The sequence below is a fragment of the Mycobacterium sp. NGS34 genome, from assembly GCF_059812845.1.
This window is the reverse complement of record NZ_JCALDM010000002.1, coordinates 765,063-785,298: the sequence shown is the minus strand read 5'-3', so window position 1 is coordinate 785,298 and position 20,236 is coordinate 765,063. Positions and strand designations below refer to the sequence as shown.

Below are 20,236 nucleotides of genomic sequence, written 5' to 3'. Positions count from 1 at the left end.
CCCACCTTCGCATGTCGTTATCCACAGTCGGCCGTTTATCCACAGATTGGCCGGCACTCGTCCTTGTTCGAACGTTTGTTCGATAGGGTTGGGGCGTGGAGTTCCTGGGCGCCGACGTAGCAGAGCAGCGGATCAGCGCTGCTCTGGACGCGATCGACGCCGCCCACGAGGTGCTGCGTGAGACGTCGTCGGATCTGGTCGGCAATGACTTTCGTGTCGCGGTGGCCGAACGTTTGGAGACGCAGGAGCGGGTCAATCGGGGGTTGATGTATCGGGTGTTCGGCGAGATCGCCGAGCCCCCCGACGGCGCCGAGTCGGTGCCGGCGGTGCGAGACATGCTGTGGGCGCGGCTGCGCATCACGCCCCGTGAGGTGGTGCGCCGGTTTCGGCTGGCGGCCCGGATTCGCCCGCGGCGTTCGCTGACCGGCCCGCCCTTGCCGCCCGAGCTGGAAGCGGTGGCCGGCGCGGTCGAGGCCGGCGCGCTCGGCGAGGACCATATCCGCGCCGTCTGCCAGGCGATCGACGTCCTGCCCGCCAGTGTGGCACCGTCCGACGTGGACGAGGCCGAACGCACCCTGGTGGCCCATGCGCGAAAGCTGGACGCCGCTGTGGTCACCGGGCTGGGCAAGCGCATCGCCGACTACCTCAACCCCGACGGGCACTTCACCGACGAGGACCGCGCCCGCCGGCGCGGCCTGCGCCTGGGCCCACAAGGCCCCGACGGCATGTCACGGCTGTCCGGGCTGCTCGACCCCGAGGCCCGCGCCTACTTCGAAGCCATCGAGGCCGCGGTGCGCCCCGGACGCCACCAACCCGACGGCGCCCAACCCGAGGAGCGCGACACGCGCTCCGCCGCCCAGCGCGGCCACGACGCCCTCAAACTCGCGCTGCGGACCGCGATCGGCTCCGGTCAGCTCGGCACCCACCGCGGCCATCCGGTCACCGTGGTGATCACCACCACCCTGGGCGAACTCGACCAGGCCGCCCACGCCGTGGTCGACCCGGGCGTGACGATGCCGCCCCCGGCGCGCACCGGCGGCGGCTCGCAACTACCCATGTCGGATCTGATCCGCATGGCCGCCAAGGCCATTCACTACTTGGCGGTGTTCGACGACCACACCGCCCGCCCGCTGTATCTGGGCCGGCAAAAACGCATCGCCACCGCCGACCAACGCCTCATCTGCTACGCCCGCGACCGCGGCTGCACCCGCCCCCACTGCCTCGTGCCGGGCTACTACTGCGAAGTCCACCACGCCCCCGACTGGGCAGCCGACGGACAAACCGACGCCGACAAACTCTTCTTCGCCTGCGGCCCCCACCACGCCGCGGCCAGCCGCAGCGACCAAGACACCACCGTCACCGAGAACGGGCGCCTCGCCTGGACCGACGGCACCGGCCCCCCACAAACCAACCACGCCCACCACCCCGACGAACTCCTACACAGCGACCCCGACCCACCCGAGTCGGGCGAGGAATGAGGGGAGCAGACTTGGCGGATGCCGCCGCATCGCGACCTGGCGGCGTTCGACGATCGAGCGCCGGAGTACGACCACGGTTGGCGCGGCCGGTTGCACCACGAGATCTCCGAGCGCACCGCCGATCTCGCGGTGGCCGCCAGCGCCTCGCCCGGTCGCGTGCTGGACGTCGGGTGCGGGACGGGCTACCTGCTGCGCGCCCTCGGTCGCCGCTACCCGGGGGCCGAGCGGCTTTGCGGCGTCGACGCCGCGCCGCAAATGATCGCCACAGCAACGGCTTTGGGGGACGACGATCGATTGAGCTTCGCCGTCGGCACGGCCGAGCAGCTCGGCTACCCCGACGGCACCTTCGACCTCGTCGTCAGCACGACGTCCTTCGATCACTGGACCGATCAACAGGCGGGCCTCGTCGAATGCGCACGGGTGCTGCGCCCCGGCGGTCACTTGGTGCTGGTCGACCAGTTCTCGCTGTGGCTGCTGCCTACCCTGGCCACCAGCCGTCGCGGCAAGGCCCGCACCAGGGGCCGGGCCACGGCTCTGCTGCTGCGCGCGGGATTCCGGTCCCCGCAATGGCATCGGCTGTACGCGCTGATCATCAACGGCGTCACGGCTACCAAGCCGGTCTAGCCCAACGTGAACGGGGAGAAGCTGCCGTCGAGCACGTTCAGGTGACCGATGGTGCGCCCGGTGACCACGGCCGGGTCCACCAGGGCCAATTCGACTGCCGCGCGCGCGAATTCGTCGGCGGGGGCGGTGTCCACGAATTCGCGGGCGTAGTAGGCCAGGCCCGGCGTGAGGATCGGCTTCGACGGCGATAGCGCGTTCACCGCGATGTTGTGGTCGGCCAGATCGTAGGCCGCGCACTGGGTGAGGTGCTCGAGCGCCGCCTTGGATCCGCCGTAACCCGGCAGGACCCCGCCGCTGCGGTCGGCGTAGGGCCCGTCACCGGGCATCCGCGACGCGACCGACGTGATGTTGATGATCGAGCCGCCGCCCGCGTCGAACATGTCTGGACACACCAGCTGCATCAGCTCGTAGGCGGCGAACACCGCGATGTCGAAATGCCGGCGAAACGCCTGCAGCGGCGTGCTGACGAACCCCGGCCAGGCGGGCTTGCCGGCACCACCGGCGGCCTTGGGCGGCTTTGGTCGCGGCTGGGCGCCGGGCACCGGCGGGCGCCCGGGCGCGGTGAAGGCCGCGTTGTTGACCAGTATCGTGATGGGCCCCAACGCTTCTCGGGCCTCGCCCACCAGCCGGGCGACGTCGTCACGGTCGGTCAGGTCGGCGCGGATCGGCACGGCCCGGCCGCCCGCCGCCTCGACCTCGGCGACCGTCTCGCCGATGGTCCCGGGCAGCCGGTCGTCCCAGACCTGTTCGGTGCGCCCGACGACGGCCACCGCCGCGCCGTCGGCCGCGAGGGCCAGCGCGATCGCCCGGCCCAGGCCGCGGCTGCCGCCGGTGACGATCGCGGCCCGACCCGCCAGTCGCCCCGTCATCCCGTCACCCCCTTCACGACGATGGCGGTCGTCTGCTCCACCCAGGTGTCGTCCAGCTTCTCCTCCGGGCGTAGCAACATCCGCAGCATGGTCGCTCCCCCCATCAACTCGATCAACCGGTCGGGGTCCACGTCGGGGTGCGCCTCGCCCCGGTCGATGGCCTCGCGCAGCCGCACCCGCACCGCCGTGAACACGCCGGCGAAGCGCGACATCACCCGCGCGTTCAGGGCGGGATCGGCGGTCATGTCGGCCACCAGGCCGGGCAGCGCCGCCCGGACCACCGGCGTGGTGAACACGTCCCGGGTGGCCTCGATCATCATCCGGACGTCGGCGGCGATGTCGCCGGCCGGGGCCTGCAGGGCGGTGGGCGCCGTCGGGAACGCCGCCTCGTGCACCAGTTCCGCCTTGCTCGACCACCGGCGATAGAGCGCCGACTTGGTGGTCCCGGCGCGCTCGGCCACCGCGGCCAGACTCAGGTTCGAATAGCCGATCTCCACAAGCAGTTCCGCGGTCGCCGACAGGATGGCCGAGTCGATACGCGGATCCCGGGGCCGGCCGGCACCGGCGGCCTTGTCAAGGGTGGGTGGGTCTGCTTTCATAACGCTACCTACCGTATCGTAATTGCCTCGAGAAGGGGGCGCGTGTGGCCAACGAACCAATGCCGGACAACGTCGAGCGACTTCAGCGCTCCAGCCGCGACGTCAGCACCGTGCCGGCGGTGATGTCGAAGTGGTTGTCGACGGTGCTGCCCGGCGGGGTGGTACCCGAGGTAATCGTCGAGAGCGGCGTGGACTCGACCGGCATGTCGTCGGAAACCATCATCCTGACCGCTCGCTGGCGGCAAGACGGGCAGCCGATCGAACAGAAGCTCGTCGCCCGGGTGGCGCCGACCGTCGAGGACGTGCAGGTGTTCCCCACCTACCGGCTCGACCACCAATTCGAGGTCATCCGAAAGGTCGGCGAACTCACCGACGTGCCCGTCCCGCGGGTGCGCTGGATCGAGACCACCGGCGAGGTGCTGGGCACCCCGTTCTTCGTGATGGACTACGTCGACGGCGTGGTGCCGCCCGACGTCATGCCCTACACCTTCGGCGGCAACTGGTTCGCCGACGCTCCGGTCGAACAACAGCGCCAACTGCAGGACGCCACCGTCGAGGTACTCGCCAAGCTGCACGCCATTCCAGACGCGGAGAAGACGTTCGGGTTCCTGGCCGAAGGCCAGACCGGCGACACCGCACTGCGCAAGAACTTCAACTGGGTGAAGTCCTGGTATGACTTCGCGGTGCCCGATATCGGCCGCTCGCCGCTGATCGAGCGCACTTTGACATGGCTGCAAGACAATTGGCCCGACGAAGCGGCCGCGCGCGCGCCGGTGCTGCTGTGGGGCGACGCCCGGGTGGGCAACGTGCTCTACCGCGACTTCGCGCCGGTGGCGGTGTTGGACTGGGAGATGGTGGCGCTCGGGCCACGCGAGCTCGATGTCGCGTGGATGATCTACGCACACATGGTGTTTCAGGAGCTCACCGGCCTTGCGGGGCTGCCGGGATTGCCCGATGTGATGCGCGAGGAGGACGTCCGCGCCACCTACCAGCGACTCACCGGCGCCGAATTAGGCGACCTGCGTTGGTTTTACGTCTACTCCGGCGTGATGTGGGCCTGCGTGTTCATGCGCACCGGCGCGCGCCGGGTGCACTTCGGTGAGACCGAGAAACCCGACGATGTGGAATCGCTGTTCTACCACGCCGGTTTGATGCGGCGTTTGATCGGAGAGGACAACTAATGCTCGGACCGCTCGACGAGTTTCCGGTACACCAGGTTCCCCAACCGATAGCGTGGGCCGGTTCCTCGGACCGCAACTTCTACGATCGCTCGTACTTCAACGCCCACGACCGCACCGGCGACATCTTCGTGATCACCGGCATCGGCTACTACCCGAACCTCGGCGTGAAGGATGCTTACTTCCTCGTCCGACGGGGAGACACCCAGACCGCGGTGCACGTGTCGGACGCCATCGACCAGGACCGGCTCAACCAGAACGTGATGAGCTACCGGGTCGAGGTCATCGACCCGCTGCGCAAACTACGCATCGTCCTCGACGAAACCGAGGGCATCGCAGCCGATCTCACGTGGGAGGGCCTGTTCGACGTCGTCCAGGAGCAGCCGCACCTGATGCGGTCGGGCAACCGGGTGACGCTGGACGCCCAGCGATTCGCCCAGCTGGGCAGCTGGAGCGGACGCATCGCCATCGACGGCGAGGAGATCCCCGTCGACCCCGCGACTTGGCTCGGCAGCCGCGACCGGTCCTGGGGCATCCGGCCGATCGGCGAGCCCGAGCCCGCGGGCCGGCCCGCCGACCCGCCGTTCGAGGGCATGTGGTGGCTCTACGTGCCGATGGCCTTCGACGAGTTCGCGATCGTGCTGATCATCCAGGAGGAGCCCAACGGCTTCCGCTCGCTCAACGACTGCACGCGGGTGTGGCGCGACGGCCGCGTCGAACAGCTCGGCTGGCCACGGGTCAAGATCCACTACCGCTCCGGCACCCGCATCCCGACCGGCGCGACAATCGACGCGACCGCGCCGGACGGCACCCCGGTCCACTTCGACGTCGAGTCCAAGTTGCCCGTTCCCATCCACGTCGGCGGCGGCTATGGGGGCGACTCGGACTGGCTGCACGGCATGTGGAAGGGCGAAAAGTTCGTCGAGCGACTGACTTACGACATGACCGACCCAGCCATCATCGGGCGGTCCGGCTTCGGCGTAATCGACCACGTCGGCCGCGCGGTGTGCCGCGACGGTGACGGCGATCCGGTGGAGGGCTGGGGGCTCTACGAGCACGGCGCGCTGGGCCGCCACGACCCGTCGGGCTTCTCCGACTGGCTGACGGTCGCGCCGTAAGCGTCAGCGCAACTCGCGCAATTCGTCCACGATCTCCGACAGCGTCTCCAGCCCGATCGGTGACGGCTGATATAGGCACACCGTGTCGGAGACGCCGTCCACGCGATCACGGATGTGGGCGGCGATCTCCTTCGGCGTCCCGCAGGCGGCGATGGTGTGCAGTATCTCGTCGTCGATGAGCCCGCCCATCTCCTCCCAGCGGCCCTGCTTGGACATCGCGTTGAGTTCGGGCTGCAGGTCCCCCCAGCCGTGCGCGGCCAGCACCGGCCGGTACGCCGGGGTCGACCCGTAGAAGCCCAGCAGGCGCCGGGTGCTCGCGTGATCCGAGCCCGAAGAGACGATGATCTCGGGAATGACGGCGAACTCCTCGGGCCGCCGGCCGGCCGCGCGCAGGCCGTCGCGCACCGCGGGCATCGTGTGCTCGTGCAGAAAACGCTTGGAGCCGAACGGCATCACCAGCAGGCCGTCGGCGTGCTCGGCGGTGGCGCGGGTCAGCCGCGGCCCCAGCGCGCCGACATAGATCGGCGGCGGACCGTAAGGATTCGGGCCGGGGCTGAACGTCGGCGTCATCAGGGTGTGCCGGTAGTAGTCGCCGCGAAAGTCCAAGCGGCCGCCGGTGTTCCAGGCCTCGAAGATCGCGCGCAGGGCCGCGATCAACTCGGTCATGCGGTCCACCGGATGCTCGAACTGCGCGCCGAATCGCTTCTCGATCTGCGGGCGAATCTGGGTGCCCAGGCCGAGGAAGAACCGCCCCCCGCTCAGCAACTGGTGATCGTTGGCCTGATGCGCCAGGTGGATGGGATTGCGCGGAAACGCGATGGCCACATTGGTCATCAGGTCCAGGCCGCCGACGGTGGCGGCCAGCGTCAGCGGGGCGAACACGTCGTGCTGACCCTCGAAGGTGGCGACCCCGCTGGCCCCCGCGTCGCGCAGCGCCCGCGCGCGCCCGGCGGCGTCCACCGGCCCGTACAACGCCGTGAAGACCTTCATCTGCCCACCTTGAGCGCGTACTTAGACCGGCAATGGAAATTTATCCTACGAAACCGTCAAAATGCTGTTGACTAGACGACGTGACAAAGCCGCCGCCGGTCGTCGACGTCGTCGTGGTCGGTGCCGGATTTGCCGGGCTGGCCGCCGCGCGCGAGCTGACGCGCCAGGGCCATGACGTCCTGGTCTTCGAGGGCCGTGACCGGGTGGGCGGCCGCTCCTTTACCGGCAGCGTCGCCGGGCTGCCCGCCGACCTCGGCGGCACCTTCGTCGGCCCGACCCAAACCGCGGTCCTGGCGCTGGCGGCCGAGCTCGAGGTGCCGACCACGCCCACCCACCACGACGGCAAGAACGTGATCCACTGGCGCGGCTGGGCGCGCCCCTACCGCGGCACGATTCCCCGGGTGTCGCTGACCGGGCTGCTCGACATCGGCCGGCTGCGTTGGCAGTTCGAGCGGATCGCCCGCACCGTCCCGGTGGCGGCGCCCTGGGACGCCCGCCGGGCGCGCGAGCTGGATGGCATGTCGCTGGGCGGGTGGTTGCGCTCGGTGCGGGCGTCCGCGTCGTCGCACGACCTGATGGCGATCGTGGCCCGGGTGACGTGGGGGTGCGAACCGGACGAGGTGTCGATGCTGCACGCCGCCCGCTACGTGCACGCGGCCGGCGGCCTGGATCCGCTGCTCGACGTCGAAAACGGTGCTCAGCAGGACCGTTTCCCGGGCGGCACCCAGCAGATCGCCGAGGCCGCCGCGGCCGAACTCGGCGCGCGCGTCGTGCTGGGCGCGCCGGTCCGCCGCATCGAGCGGCACGGCGCGGGGGTCACCGTCACGACCGACGCCGGCTCGGCCGAGGCCGGGTTCGTCATCGTCGCGATCCCACCGGCCCACCGCGCGTCGATCGAGTTCGCTCCCCCGCTGCCCGCCGAATACGAGCAACTCGCCCGGCACTGGCCGCAGGGCCGGCTCAGCAAGGCGTACGCGGCCTACGAGACGCCGTTCTGGCGGGCCGACGGGTTTTCCGGGCAGGCGCTGTCCGACACGGGCCCGGTCTTCATCACCTTCGACGTCAGCCCGCACCCCGACGGCCCGGGCATCCTGATGGGCTTCGTCGACGCCCGCGCCTTCGACTCGCTGCCCACCGAGCAGCGCCGCGAACACACGTTGCGCTGCTTCGCCTCGTTGTTCGGCGACGACGCGCTCAAGCCCCTCGACTACGTCGACCAGCGTTGGGGCGCAGAGGATTTCGCTCCCGGCGGCCCCACCGCGGCGGTACCGCCGGGCTCGTGGACACGGTTCGGGCCGCTGCTGCGCGAGCCGGTCGGGCCGATCCACTGGGCCGGGACCGAGACGGCCGACGAGTGGACCGGGTTTCTCGACGGTGCCGTGCGGTCCGGGCAGCGGGCGGCCGCCGAGATCGCCGCCCTGCTGAGCTGATCCGCTATGAGCTGATCCGCTGCATCCGCGTGTGTGCCACCGATTCCACCAGGGCCCGCAGGTGGCGGTTCACCTCGCGCGGCTGCTCCAGCATCGAGCAGTGGCCGCCGGGCAGCTCGACCAGGCCGACGACGTTGGGCGCGGTGTGCGCGATCTTGCGGGACTGGCCGATCGGTGTGAGGCGGTCGCGCTCGCTGCCGATCACCAGGGTCGGCACCGTCAGCCCGTCCAATTCGAGATGCCGCGACCCCAGCGCGTCGACGAGCATCTTGGCGCAGCCGCCGCGCCCGGCGGGCGAGGTCTGCGCGAACAGCTCGTAGACGACCCGCGCCGCGCCCGGGTCGGCGTCCCTGCCGACCGCCAGCATCGCGACCACGTAGCGGCTCGGGATACGCGCCGCGGCCGGCACGGGAAACCCGCCGAACGCGGTGATCAGACCCCGGGCCGCCAGGACCCGCGCCGCCGAAAATTCGCGCGGCACCGACAGCAGCTTCACCTCTCGCACCAGGTCCCCGGTGGTGGTGTTGATCAGCGCGACGGCGTCGGCGCGCCGGCGGACCTTGTCGCGGTAGTGCGCCGACCACGCGGCGATGGCGATGCCGCCCATCGAATGCCCGGCCAGCACCGCGCGCTCGTGCGGCGCCAACGTCGCCTCGAGCACCGAATCCAGGTCTGCCGCAAGGTGTTCGAGGCTGTAGCCGCCGCGCCGGGGCACGCCGCTACGCCCGTGGCCGCGATGATCGAACGCGATGACCCGGTAGTCGGTGGCCAGGTCCGAGATCTGGTGGGCCCAGGCGCGGATCGCACACGTGATCCCGTGCGTGAACACGATCGGATAGCCGTAGGGTGGGCCGAAGACCTCGGCGTGCAGCGGAGTCCCGTCGGCCGCTCGCACGGTCAGGGTGCGGCTTGGTGGCAGCTCGGCACTCATCGCCGTTCCCCCTTCGAACACGGCCCCGTCGCCAGTTCCGGACGTAGGCGAAGTGTAGCCCCGCCTCAACGACGAACTGGTGAAAACGGCCCATTACACGCGGCGATTTCGGGCACGATCGTGCAACAACTTGTGAGACGCTGACAGCCGTGTACCCGATGTCCCGTCGGGAGTTCTTCGCGGCCACCACCGGCCTGGTCGGCGGCGGGCTTTCCGCCGGCTGCGCATCGGGCCCACCGCCCCCGCCAGACAACAAGGCAGTGCTCGTCGTGGGCGCCGGCATGGCCGGCCTGTCCGCCGCCCGCAGCCTGGCCGACGCGGGATGGCCGGTGCGCGTCATCGAGGCCCGCGACCGCATCGGCGGGCGGGTGTACACCGACCGGGGCTGGGGCGCGCCGCTCGAGATGGGCGCGTCCTGGATCCATGGCACGACCGACAATCCGCTGACGGAGCTGGCGCAACGGGCACGCGCGCAGCTCGCCACGACCGACTACTACGGGTGGGCGAAGCTGGCCGTCGATCCGCGGCTCCCGCCGCTGGCCTACGACCCCCACACCTGGCGCACCTTCGTCAAACGGGCGCGCGGCCGCGTCGACGACGGGAGCCTCGGCGCCGCCGTCGACGCCGCGGCCACCCGCGCCGAACTCGCCGATTCCGAGCGCGCCCAATTGGCCTTCTACCTCACCTCCGAGATCGAGAACGAGTACGCCGCCGGCGTGGATCAACTGTCCGCCAAGACCTTTGACCGCGGCGAGTACGCCGACGGCGACCAGGACGTGATCACCAACGGCTACGACGCCCTGCCCCGGCTGCTCGCCGAGGGTCTGCCGATCCAACTCAAGACGCCCGTCACCGCGATCGCGCGCCGCGACAACTCCGTCGTGGTGCGGGCCGGCGACCGCTCGTTCGAGGGTCCCGCCGCGATCGTCACCGTTCCCCTGGGGGTTCTCAAGTCCGGCGCGATCGGCTTCGACCCGCCGCTTCCGGACGAGCATCGAAAGGCCGTGCAGGCGCTGGGATTCGGCGTGCTGTCCAAGAGCTACTTTCGCTTCGCCCGGCGCACGTGGGACGTGGAGAACGCCTTCTACCAGTACATCGGCGGCGAGCGGGGCGGGTGGTCACAACTCTGGTCCCAATGGTTCACGCTGCCCAGCGTCGCGGGCCCAATCGTGTTGGCGTTCAACGCCGGTGAGCGTGGCCGGTGGGCGGAGTCGGCCGCACCGGGCGACCTGCTCGCCAGCGCGCTGCCCATCGCGCGCCAGCTGTTCGGCGGCGAGGGCGCCGCGGTCGACGTGCGGACGTCGAACTGGACGGTGGATCCCTACGCGCTCGGCTCGTATTCGTTCCACGCACCCGGTTCCGGCCTGGCCGACCGGCGCCGGCTGGCCGAGCCGATCGGCGACCGGCTCTACCTGGCGGGCGAGGCCGTCGGCGTCAACAATCCGGCCACCGTCACCGGCGCCTTGGTCAGTGGCCGATACGCCGCGGGCCAGGTGATGCACCGGCTGAGCGGGTGAAAACCGCTACGTCACCTGTTGGAGCGTGGCGTGGGGGCTCTGGCCGTAGGTCTGCCGATACAGCACCGCGAACCGGCCGGTGTGCGCGAAGCCCCAACGCTGGGCGATCTCGGTGACCGTGGTGCCGGCACGCTCGGCGGCAAGCAGCTCCTGGTGCGCGCGATGCAGCCGGACGCGACGCATGTACTCGGTGGGAGTGGTGTCGAGATGACGCCGGAACAGGTATTGGACTGCCCTGGGTGTCAGGTGCACGGCCCCGGCGATGTCGTTAATGCTCACGTCGCCGGCGGCGTGCTGGTGGATGAAGGCCAACGCCTCCTTCAGCGTTTCCGGCAGCCACGGGTCACCCTCGAGGTCCTGTTCGGTCACGTTGGACGGGTAGCACTCGAGCAGGGCGCCGGCCAGCAGCGGGGCCAGCGGGGCCACGATCATCGGCTGCTGGGCGGTGTCGGGCGCGGCCAACGTGGCGGTGACGTAATCGAGCGCCCGGTGCCACGCGCGCACGGCGCCCCGCGACCGGGGGCGCCAGTTGAGGAACCGGACGTGCTGCGACAGCGGCGACTCCCAGTCGACGATGACCTTGCGCAACGCCCCGGGCGCGATGGTCACCACGTCGAACCGCGCGCCGTTCACCTGCAGCGCACACGACATGCCATGGGCGACCAGGACGGGGCAGTCGACGTTCAGGAACGGCCCACCCGTCACGGTCAACGCCCCGGCCCGGGGCTGGATCACGACTACGCTCTCGGCCCGGGTTTCGGCCGGCGGGATTTCGAAGACCGCCGGGCCGTGGATCAGCACCTCGTCGATCGCCATTGACTCTGCCGCACAGCGCCGATGGGTGACTGCCGAGCGGCTCGTGAGGCCGCTGACGCGCCAGCCCGGCGTGTACGCGCCGGCGAAGAACCGACGCATAGCGTCGGGCTGGACGGTGCGGAACTGCTCGTACCGGACCGCCGCCGCGCTCTGGATCGGCGCCGGGTCGCGCGCGACGGCGGGCCGCAGGTCGATCTGGATCTCGTCGGGTTCGCCCGCTACACCGACGGCGCCAGGCGCCACGTCGTCGGCGACGGCCGTCATGGCAGGTCGGCCGATCGTCCCACCGCCACTCCTTCCGCCGTGAGTGCGACGGGGGCCGAAGTGTGCGAGACGAGCTGTCGATAGATGTTCAGCGCGTCGAGCCCTATCCGCTCCCAGGAGAAGCGGGAGACCGCGCGGCTTCTTCCCGCCGCGCCCATGCTGTCACACTGAAAGCTCTGTGCCAGAAGGCTTCTCAACGCCGCCGCCACGGCGGCGGGGCTGCGTCGCGACACCACCAGCCCCGTGACGCCGTCCACCACCGCGTCGGTCAGGACACCCACCGGCAGCGCGACGACGGCCACCCCGCTGGCCATGGCCTGCAGCACCGGCGTCGCCCGCGGTGGCAGCCGGGGTGTGCACGCGACCACGTCGGCGGATCGCAGCAGCGCCGGCAGTTCATCGTCGCCGACCGTGCCCGCGAGGCGGACCCGGTCGGCGACGCCCGATTCGGCGGCGAAACGTTGCAGCTGGGCCCGCGCCTGGTCGTGCTCGGGCTCGCTGGCGGCGGTCTCGGCGATGACGAGCTCCGCGCCGGCGACCTTGGGAAGCGCCCGAATAACAACGTCGAACCCGTTGTCCGGCAAAGGATTCGGTGCGAGGCAGAGAATGCGGTGACGGGCATCGCGGGCGGCCGCGGGGCCCACCGGGCTGTATCGCTCGACATCGACGCCACTGCACAAGATGGATACTCGAGCCCGCCCGTGTCGTAGCCGGGCCAGCACGTCGGCGTCGGCGGTGCAGTCGCCCGTCACCCAGGAGGCGCCACGCGCCAACAGCGGCTCGATGCGTTCGCGCTCGCGCCCGTGCTGCGCGCCGGCGACACCGCCGCAACGCGACATCACGGCCAAACCCTGGAAGCTCTGCACGATCGGTATCCGCAGCCGTCGCGCGGCCAGCTGGGCGGCCAACCCACCCAGCCAGCCGAACGCGTGCACGACTTCCGGTTGGTCCACTGACCACAGGCGCTCGAGTGCGCGCGCCCAGTCGCCGATATAAGGCAGAACCGCCGGCGCGGGCGCCGCCGCGGCCGGACCGACGCGGATCCCGCGCTGGCCCCTGACGTAGGCCGTCGCCTGATGCCCCCTGGCCGCGAGCGCGGCACAAAGTTGCGCAGCGTCGTCGCCGACGATGTCGTCACCGGTGACGATTGCAACCTTCACCACGGCCACCCTCCGTCTGCGCGCCGCGCCTAATTCAATAGCTACCCCGCTTACGTCCGGCGAAACGCCGGATTTCGCGCCCTTCGCCGCAAGCCGCGGTATTTCGCATCGTGGACCTCCGGGGCTCTCGCGGCCCTCAGAGCAGGTTTCCGCGACCGACCAGCGCCCATACCGTCTTGCCCGATGAGGTCGGCGTCGCCCCCCACGCCCGACAGAGCGCAGAAACTATGGCCAACCCGGACGCGATTTCCGCGCCCCGGTCGGAATCTTCGTGGCGCCCCGGCAGGCGGTCGCTGCGATCCTCCACCGCGACCGTGATGGTGTCCCGCTGGCTCTCGACTATCAACACCGGGGCGCTCTGCGTGTGATCGAGCACGTTCTCGACAAAGACTGTCGCCACCGTCGCCGCAACCGGTATCAGCTCGCGTTCGTCCCACAGGGTGAGCCAGTCGGTGACCATGGCACGGGCCATGCCGACGCTTTCCGCACCGGACGGCAGCTGGCTGCGCGCCCGCCGCCGGCTGGCCAAGGGCTGGTCCCGCGCGGCGTGAAGCACCAACGGCCGGGTGGGGAGCACCCGCACGTATCGGGTCACGCCGCTGGAGGCCATCGCACGGCGAACCTGCGGCTCCGCGCACACCAGCAGAATGGGCACGTCCGGCCACACGCTCACGTGCCAACGGGCGCTGGTGAATACCGTCCAGGCCGACGCCGACGGCGCCGACAGCCGGTTGACGTCCACGATCACCGCGCGCGGCTCGTCCAGCGCGGCCTTGATCACCGTGTCGCGGACGGTCCGATACGTGGAGCTGTCCAGCACCCCGTCCATCACGAGGATCGACACGTCGTGCTGGGGTGCTGCTTCGATGCGGACAGCCAACCGCGGGTCAACCACCTGTGCCACCCCCTAGTCGAGCACGCGGCGAGAGCCCGGCGGCCAGGCGGGAGAGCAGGACCACTCCGCGCAATTCGCCGTTCTCACTTATCGTGTCGATCACCACCCTCGACTACCCCCATCAAGGCTAGGTAACCGCGCCTTCGCAGGGTAGGTGCTTGGTTGCCCCGGTTTACGACCGATGAGTCGTGGTAACCGAACCGCATGGGAACCGACCACACATCAGATCCGAAGCAGCGCGCACTCGATCCGTCGCGAGTCCGCCGCGACACCGGCTACCTGACCACCCAGCAGGGCGTCCGAGTCGACCACACTGACGACTCCCTGACCGCCGGCGAGCGGGGACCCACGCTGCTGGAGGACTTTCACGCCCGAGAAAAGATCACCCACTTCGACCACGAGCGAATTCCGGAGCGCGTCGTTCACGCGCGCGGCGCCGGCGCGTACGGGTTCTTCGAACCGTATGACGATTGGCTGGCCGAATACACCGCGGCGAAATTCCTGACCACGCCGGGTGCCCAGACCCCGGTGTTCGTGCGGTTCTCCACGGTGGCGGGGTCGCGCGGCTCGGCCGACACCGTGCGCGACGTGCGCGGCTTCGCCACCAAGTTCTACACCGAGCAGGGCAATTACGACTTGGTGGGCAACAACTTTCCGGTCTTCTTCATCCAGGACGGCATCAAGTTCCCCGACTTCGTGCACGCGGTGAAACCCGAGCCGCACAACGAGATTCCGCAGGCGGCCTCCGCGCACGACACGCTGTGGGACTTCGTCTCGCTGCAGCCCGAGACGCTGCACACCATCATGTGGCTGATGTCGGATCGCGCGCTGCCGCGCAGCTACCGCATGATGCAGGGATTCGGGGTGCATACCTTCCGGCTGGTAAACGCCGGCGGCGAGGGCACTTTCGTGAAGTTCCACTGGAAGCCCCGCCTCGGTGTGCACTCCCTGATCTGGGACGAATGCCAGAAGATCGCGGGCAAGGACCCCGACTACAACCGCCGCGATCTGTGGGAGGCCATCGAGTCGGGCCAGTACCCCGAGTGGGAACTCGGGGTGCAGCTCATCGCCGAGGCCGACGAGTTCAACTTCGATTTCGACCTCCTCGACGCCACGAAACTGATTCCCGAGGAACAGGTTCCGGTCCGGCCCGTGGGCAAGATGGTGCTGAACCGCAACCCGGACAACTTCTTCGCCGAGACCGAGCAGGTCGCTTTCCACACCGCCAACGTGGTGCCGGGGATCGACTTCACCAACGACCCGCTGCTGCAGTTCCGCAACTTCTCCTACCTCGACACCCAGCTGATTCGCCTGGGCGGGCCTAACTTCGCGCAGCTGCCGGTGAACCGGCCGGTGGCCGACGTCCGTAACAACCAGCAGGACGGCTACTCCCAGCACGCCATCCCGCAGGGGCGGTCCAGCTACTACAAGAACACCCTCGGCAGCGGATGCCCGGCGCTGGCGAATGACGACGTGTTCCGCCACTACACCCAGCGCATCGACGGCGTCGCGATGCGCAAGCGCGCCAAGTCCTTCGAGAATCACTACAGCCAGGCGCGGATGTTCTGGAAGAGCATGTCGGCGGTCGAGGCCGAACACATCGTCGCCGCGTTCGCGTTCGAACTGGGCAAGGTGGAAGTGCCCGACATCCGTTCGGCGGTGGTCGCCCAACTCGGTCGCGTCGACCACGGGCTGGCCACCCGGGTGGCGGCGAAGCTGGGGCTGCCGGCGCCACCCGACGAGGCGGTCGACGGCGAGGTGGCCTCGTCGCCGGCGCTGTCCCAAATCGGGATCAGCGACTCCATCGAGTCGCGCAAGATCGCCGTGCTGGCGGCCGACGGCGTGGATGTCGTTGGAACGCAACGCTTCAAGGAGCTGATGGCCCAGCGCGGCGCGATGGTCGAGGTCCTGGCCCCCGTCGCCGGCGGCACCCTGCGCGGCGGGTCCGGTGGGGAGCTCCCCGTCGACCGGGCGTTCACGACGATGGCGTCGGTCCTCTACGACGCGGTGGTGGTGGCGTGCGGGCCGGATTCGGTGGCGACGCTGTCCGAAGACGGTTACGCGGTGCACTTCGTGGTCGAGGCCTACAAGCACCTCAAACCGATCGGCGCGTACGGCGCCGGCATCCGCCTGCTGCGCGCCGCGAACATCGGCGCACGCCTCGCCGCCGACAGCGACGCGGACACCGACGTGGTCAGCGACCGTGCGGTGGTGACAACCAAGGCGGCCGCCGACGACTTCCCCGACCAATTCGCCGAGGAATTCGCCGAGGCGCTGGCCCGCCACCGCTGCTGGGAGCGCCAGACCGACCCGGTGCCCGCATAACCGAGATAGGCATAACCGAGATTAGGAGGGATGAGCGATGCCACGGTCGTCGATCAAGAACGAGAAGATGTACCAGGAACTGCGCAAACAGGGTGATTCCAAGGAAAAGGCCGCGCGGATCTCGAATGCGGCCGCGAGCCGGGGTAAGTCGTCGGTCAGCCGCAAGGGCGGCAAGTCCGGATCTTACGCGGACTGGACGGTTCCGCAGTTGAGGAAGCGGGCCAAAGAGCTTGGCATGTCGGGGTATTCGAGCCTGACCAAGGACAAGCTGGTCGCCAAGCTGCGCAACCACTGACCGACGCCGTCAGCCGGTCAGGCCGAGCCGGTCGGCCAGCACCAAAAACGCTGCCGCGTAATCGTTGTCGGCGGTCCGGTCCCTGATGCGCTCCCAGTCCAGTCGTTCGCGGACCGCCCGCACCGGCGGCAGCAGCTTGGCGAAGTCGCAGTGATGTTCGTTCAGGGAACGTAGCTTCTGGATGACGACCATGGTCGGCGGCAGCACCGGCATCGCGATGGCCAACACGTCGCGCTCTTCGGCGCAGTCCAGCGTGGCCGGCTCCACCCGCTCGCCGTTGATGCGGTGCAGGACGTCGACGACGGTATCTCCGGTGCGCGCCTTGAACAGCCAGTCCTCAGGTGGGTGCTCGACGGTGAATCCGGCGCCGGCGAGCGTGGCCTCGGCGCTCGCCACGTCGGTCTCGGCCACGACCAGATCCACGTCGTGGCTCGGTTCGGGCGCCCCAAAGGCCCATAGCGCATAGGTGCCGGCCAACGCGAAACGCGGCCCGTTTTCCTTGAGTGCCGATGCCGCGCCGCGCAACGCCTCCCGCAGCTGGCTGCAGGACACATCCGCGGGCGTCTGCGTGGGTGTCATCGTGCATAGGTGATACCCCGCCGCCAGGGAGGACAACCGGCCGAAACTGCGTGACGTCGTTTGTCATCCGTTTAAGTGGCGGTCAGACGGGGCAAATCTTGAGTTATGTCAGCCCCCGTATCCCGTGCCCACCATGCCTATGGCCGGGCGGCCGTCGTGATACCCGCCCACAACGAGGGGGCGAAGCTGCCGGATTGTCTGCGCGCGGTGCTGACCGCGGCGCTCTGCGCGCCGATGCCGGTCGCGATAGTTGTGGTCCTGGACGCCAGCGGTGACGACAGCTCGAAGTTGGCCGGACAATACGGGCCGGACGTGCACTTCATTCGCGTCGACGCGGGCAACGTGGGCGCGGCGCGGGCGGTCGGGTTCGGTTATGCGCGGTCGTTGTTCGCCGACGGCGACGAATGCTGGTATGCCACCACCGACGCCGACAGTCGGGTCGACCCCGGCTGGCTCGTGCATCAGCTCGAGCGCCGTGCGGACATGGTTCTGGGCGTGGTGCGGGTCGCCGACTGGCGCGTCCGCTCCGCCGGGGTGGCCGACAACTTCGAGCGCGCCTACCAGGCCGGCTTGCTGACTGAGAACGGGCACGACCACGTTCACGGCGCCAACATGGGCTTTTCCGCCCGGGCGTACTGGCGGGTCGGCGGCTTCCGCGCGCTGGCGTCCGGCGAGGATGTCGACCTGGTGCGGCGTTTCGAGGCCGCCGGTTACACCGTTCACCGCGATACCCAATTGTCCGTCATCACGTCGGCGCGGACCCAGGCCCGGGCCCCGCACGGGTTCGCTGACTACCTCGGGCAATTGGAGAGATCGGCGGCGGGTGATTGCGCGTGACGGCGGGTTTGGTGAAGCACTGGCTGGACTCGGGACGGCTCGAATTGCCGTTGCCCGCCTCGGGACGCACCGCCGAGCGCTGGCAACGCCTGGCGCGGCTCGCGGAGGACGACATCGTGGCGGCCCGGATCGCCGAGGCCCACGTCGACGCCGTCGCGATACTGCACGAGCTGGGCGGCAAACCCCCCGATTCCGATCAGCTGTGGGGCGTATGGGCGGCCGAGTCGTCCGACTCCGCGTTGATCGCCACCAAGATCAACGGCGGCGCAATCATTCTCAACGGCACCAAGGTGTGGTGCTCGGGCGCCGGGTTCTGCACCCACGCGCTGGTGACCGCCCGGCTCGACGACACGAGGCGCGGCCTGTTCGCGGTACCGGTCACCGAGCCCGCCGTCAAAGCGTTGCCGACCACGTGGTGGAACGTCGGGATGGCCGGCAGCGACACCAGGGCGGTGCAGTTCACCAACGCGCACGCCGTCGCCGTGGGCGACCCCGACGACTACCTGACGCGGCCGGGCTTCTGGCACGGCGCGATCGGCGTCGCCGCCTGCTGGCTGGGCGGAGCGCGCAGGGTCGCCGAGCCGCTGTACCGCTGCGCCACAAGCAAATCGGCCGACGCGTACTCGCTGGCGCACCTCGGCGCCGTGGACGCCGCGCTTGCTGCGGGCGATGCCGTCCTCGCCGCGGCGGCGGCGCAGATCGACTCGGATCCATTCGACCGGTCCGATACCGCTCAGCTGCTGGCCCGCCGCGTGCGAACGGTCGTGGAGCACGCTGCCGACGAAGCCATCACGCGCACCGGCCGCGCGCTCGGGCCGGGCCCGCTGTGCCAGGACGGCCGGCACGCTCAGCGAGTCGCCGACCTGACGATCTACATACGACAGAGCCACGCCGAGCGGGACCTGGCCGAGCTCGGGCGACTCGCGGGGCGGCAGGCATGAAAACCCTCCCGGTAAGCAATTGCGCCAAGTTCGCCGCCAAGCCGCTGACCCGCGGCGGCACCCCGGCACCGATGTGGCTGGCCGCCCTCGCCGACCAACCGCTGCCCGCGCTGGACCTGAGCGCGTGCCCGGGGCTGGTCGTCGTCGCGGCCCACCCCGACGACGAGACGCTCGGACTCGGCGCGGCGACCGCACAACTGGTCGCCTCGGGCGTCGACGTCCAGGTGATCTCGGTGAGCGACGGCGGCGCCGCCAAGCCCGGTGCGACGCCGCGGGAGCGGACGCGTTGGGAGATCACGCGCAGATATGAATTGAGCAGGGCGGCAAGCATTTTGGGGATCACGGAGCCCATGTCGCTGGGCCTGCCCGACGGGCAGTTGGCCGACCACGAGGACACGGTCGCCGAGCTGCTCGCGGGCGTGCTCGACGCCGCCGCGCCGGGCACGTGGTGCGCCGCCACCTGGCGGGGTGACGGGCATCCCGATCACGAAGCCGTGGGGCGTGCGGCGGCGAAGGCGTGCGGGCGCACCGGCGCCACATTGCTGGAATATCCGGTATGGATGTGGCATTGGGCTAGCCCGGCCGATCCGGCGGTGCCCTGGTACCGCGCCCAGTCGGTCCGCGTGCCGGGTCGGGCGCTCGCCCGCAAACGCCTTGCCGCCCATTGCTTTCGCAGCCAGCTGGAGCCGGACGCCGCCGGCGCCGCGCCCGTGGTGCCGCCGTTCGTGCTGCAGCGGCTGCTGGCGGTGGGAGAAGTGGTATTCCGGTGACCACCCGGCTGCCGGATGCCTACTTCGACCGGATGTATGCCGGCGCCGAGGATCCGTGGCGGCTCTCGACGCGGTGGTACGAGCGGCGCAAGTACGCCATCACCCTGGCGCTGCTGCCCGACCGGCGGTATCGGCACGCTTTCGAACCGGGCTGCTCGATCGGGACGCTGACCGTGCAGCTGGCCGGGCGCTGCGATCACGTGACCGCGACGGACATCGCCGACGCGCCGCTGCGAAGCGCGGACGCGCGGCTGCGGCGGGCCGGCTGCCGGGATCGGGTGACCCTATACCTGTCTTCCCTGGACGCGGCGTGGCCGCCCGGGCCCTTCGACCTGCTGGTGCTTAGCGAGGTCGCGTACTACTTGGAGGGCGACGCGCTGGCCACGGTCTTGGCCCGGGAATGCCCACGGCTGCAACGGGGCGCGAAAGTCGTTGCCGCACACTGGCGCCACCCCGTCGCCGACTATCCGCTCACCGGCGACGCGGCCCACGCCGTGATCGCGGAAACGCCCGGGCTGACGTCCGTCGCCCGTTACGGGGACCGCGATGTCGTCATCGAGGTTTTCGACACCGGAGACGGCCGCTCGGTGGCGGCGCGCGAAGGGGTGCCCGGCGCGTGA

Annotated in this window: 20 protein-coding genes; 12 read left to right on the top strand and 8 right to left on the bottom strand. The window is 70.0% G+C overall.

The window, feature by feature from the left end; translation table 11 throughout:
• Positions 1–95: 95 nt before the first annotated feature.
• Complete coding sequence (locus AC5Y7V_RS08725) at positions 96–1,478, top strand: HNH endonuclease signature motif containing protein (protein WP_499879593.1); 1,383 nt, start codon at positions 96–98, stop codon at positions 1,476–1,478.
• A gap of 18 nt (positions 1,479–1,496) precedes the next feature.
• Positions 1,497–2,102, top strand: coding sequence for a class I SAM-dependent methyltransferase (locus tag AC5Y7V_RS08720; protein WP_499879592.1), 606 nt, complete (start codon positions 1,497–1,499; stop codon positions 2,100–2,102).
• Here AC5Y7V_RS08720 and AC5Y7V_RS08715 read toward each other — a convergent pair.
• Positions 2,099–2,971, bottom strand: coding sequence for an SDR family NAD(P)-dependent oxidoreductase (locus tag AC5Y7V_RS08715; protein WP_499879591.1), 873 nt, complete (start codon positions 2,969–2,971; stop codon positions 2,099–2,101). The genes AC5Y7V_RS08720 and AC5Y7V_RS08715 overlap by 4 nt on opposite strands.
• Positions 2,968–3,570, bottom strand: a complete 603-nt coding sequence (locus tag AC5Y7V_RS08710) for a TetR/AcrR family transcriptional regulator (protein WP_499879590.1) — start codon at positions 3,568–3,570, stop codon at positions 2,968–2,970. The genes AC5Y7V_RS08715 and AC5Y7V_RS08710 overlap by 4 nt, the downstream gene beginning before the upstream one ends.
• 44 nt (positions 3,571–3,614) lie before the next feature.
• On the opposite strand from AC5Y7V_RS08710, the gene AC5Y7V_RS08705 reads away from it, so the two are divergent.
• Entirely contained in the window at positions 3,615–4,751 is a 1,137-nt protein-coding gene (locus tag AC5Y7V_RS08705) for a phosphotransferase family protein (RefSeq protein WP_499879589.1), read from the top strand.
• A complete protein-coding gene (locus AC5Y7V_RS08700; protein WP_499879588.1) occupies positions 4,751–5,866 on the top strand; it encodes an Rv3169 family protein in 1,116 nt (371 codons plus the stop codon). The genes AC5Y7V_RS08705 and AC5Y7V_RS08700 overlap by 1 nt, the downstream gene beginning before the upstream one ends.
• Before the next feature lie 3 nt (positions 5,867–5,869).
• Here AC5Y7V_RS08700 and AC5Y7V_RS08695 read toward each other — a convergent pair whose 3' ends face one another.
• A complete protein-coding gene (locus tag AC5Y7V_RS08695) occupies positions 5,870–6,856 on the bottom strand; it encodes a TIGR03617 family F420-dependent LLM class oxidoreductase (RefSeq protein WP_499879587.1) in 987 nt (328 codons plus the stop codon).
• An 80-nt stretch (positions 6,857–6,936) separates the two neighbouring features.
• On the opposite strand from AC5Y7V_RS08695, the gene AC5Y7V_RS08690 reads away from it, so the two are divergent.
• The gene (locus tag AC5Y7V_RS08690; protein ID WP_499879586.1) at positions 6,937–8,286 is read left to right on the top strand and encodes a flavin monoamine oxidase family protein; all 1,350 of its coding nucleotides are present in this window, start codon (positions 6,937–6,939) and stop codon (positions 8,284–8,286) included.
• A gap of 4 nt (positions 8,287–8,290) precedes the next feature.
• On the opposite strand, the gene AC5Y7V_RS08685 is transcribed toward AC5Y7V_RS08690, so the two are convergent.
• The gene (locus AC5Y7V_RS08685) at positions 8,291–9,217 is read right to left on the bottom strand and encodes an alpha/beta fold hydrolase (protein ID WP_499879585.1); all 927 of its coding nucleotides are present in this window, start codon (positions 9,215–9,217) and stop codon (positions 8,291–8,293) included.
• A 158-nt stretch (positions 9,218–9,375) separates the two neighbouring features.
• Here AC5Y7V_RS08685 and AC5Y7V_RS08680 point away from each other — a divergent pair, with 158 nt between their 5' ends.
• A complete protein-coding gene (locus AC5Y7V_RS08680) occupies positions 9,376–10,734 on the top strand; it encodes a flavin monoamine oxidase family protein (RefSeq protein WP_499879584.1) in 1,359 nt (452 codons plus the stop codon).
• A gap of 6 nt (positions 10,735–10,740) precedes the next feature.
• Here the strand turns inward: AC5Y7V_RS08680 and AC5Y7V_RS08675 are convergent, their stop codons facing one another.
• The 3 genes from AC5Y7V_RS08675 to AC5Y7V_RS08665 form a co-directional block, all read right to left on the bottom strand.
• Positions 10,741–11,829, bottom strand: a complete 1,089-nt coding sequence (locus AC5Y7V_RS08675; protein ID WP_499879668.1) for a helix-turn-helix transcriptional regulator — start codon at positions 11,827–11,829, stop codon at positions 10,741–10,743.
• A complete protein-coding gene (locus AC5Y7V_RS08670; protein ID WP_499879667.1) occupies positions 11,811–12,974 on the bottom strand; it encodes a glycosyltransferase in 1,164 nt (387 codons plus the stop codon). The genes AC5Y7V_RS08675 and AC5Y7V_RS08670 overlap by 19 nt, the downstream gene beginning before the upstream one ends.
• 136 nt (positions 12,975–13,110) lie before the next feature.
• A complete protein-coding gene (locus AC5Y7V_RS08665; RefSeq protein WP_499879583.1) occupies positions 13,111–13,869 on the bottom strand; it encodes an STAS domain-containing protein in 759 nt (252 codons plus the stop codon).
• 204 nt (positions 13,870–14,073) lie between these two features.
• On the opposite strand from AC5Y7V_RS08665, the gene AC5Y7V_RS08660 reads away from it, so the two are divergent.
• Entirely contained in the window at positions 14,074–16,194 is a 2,121-nt protein-coding gene (locus tag AC5Y7V_RS08660; protein ID WP_499879582.1) for a catalase, read from the top strand.
• Between the two features lie 37 nt (positions 16,195–16,231).
• The gene (locus AC5Y7V_RS08655) at positions 16,232–16,489 is read left to right on the top strand and encodes a DUF7218 family protein (RefSeq protein WP_499879581.1); all 258 of its coding nucleotides are present in this window, start codon (positions 16,232–16,234) and stop codon (positions 16,487–16,489) included.
• A gap of 9 nt (positions 16,490–16,498) precedes the next feature.
• On the opposite strand, the gene AC5Y7V_RS08650 is transcribed toward AC5Y7V_RS08655, so the two are convergent.
• Positions 16,499–17,068 (bottom strand): nucleotidyltransferase, encoded by a 570-nt coding sequence (locus tag AC5Y7V_RS08650; RefSeq protein WP_499879580.1) that lies wholly within the window; start codon positions 17,066–17,068, stop codon positions 16,499–16,501.
• 105 nt (positions 17,069–17,173) lie between these two features.
• Here AC5Y7V_RS08650 and AC5Y7V_RS08645 point away from each other — a divergent pair, with 105 nt between their 5' ends.
• From AC5Y7V_RS08645 to AC5Y7V_RS08630, 4 genes are read left to right on the top strand one after another with little or no spacing between them, the layout of a single operon-like run.
• Positions 17,174–17,905 (top strand): glycosyltransferase family 2 protein, encoded by a 732-nt coding sequence (locus AC5Y7V_RS08645; RefSeq protein WP_499879579.1) that lies wholly within the window; start codon positions 17,174–17,176, stop codon positions 17,903–17,905.
• On the top strand, positions 17,902–18,846 hold the full coding sequence (locus AC5Y7V_RS08640; protein WP_499879578.1) for an acyl-CoA dehydrogenase family protein: 945 nt from the start codon (positions 17,902–17,904) through the stop codon (positions 18,844–18,846). Before AC5Y7V_RS08645 ends, AC5Y7V_RS08640 begins: the two co-directional genes overlap by 4 nt.
• Entirely contained in the window at positions 18,843–19,616 is a 774-nt protein-coding gene (locus tag AC5Y7V_RS08635) for a PIG-L deacetylase family protein (protein ID WP_499879577.1), read from the top strand. Before AC5Y7V_RS08640 ends, AC5Y7V_RS08635 begins: the two co-directional genes overlap by 4 nt.
• A complete protein-coding gene (locus tag AC5Y7V_RS08630) occupies positions 19,613–20,236 on the top strand; it encodes an SAM-dependent methyltransferase (protein WP_499879576.1) in 624 nt (207 codons plus the stop codon). The genes AC5Y7V_RS08635 and AC5Y7V_RS08630 overlap by 4 nt, the downstream gene beginning before the upstream one ends.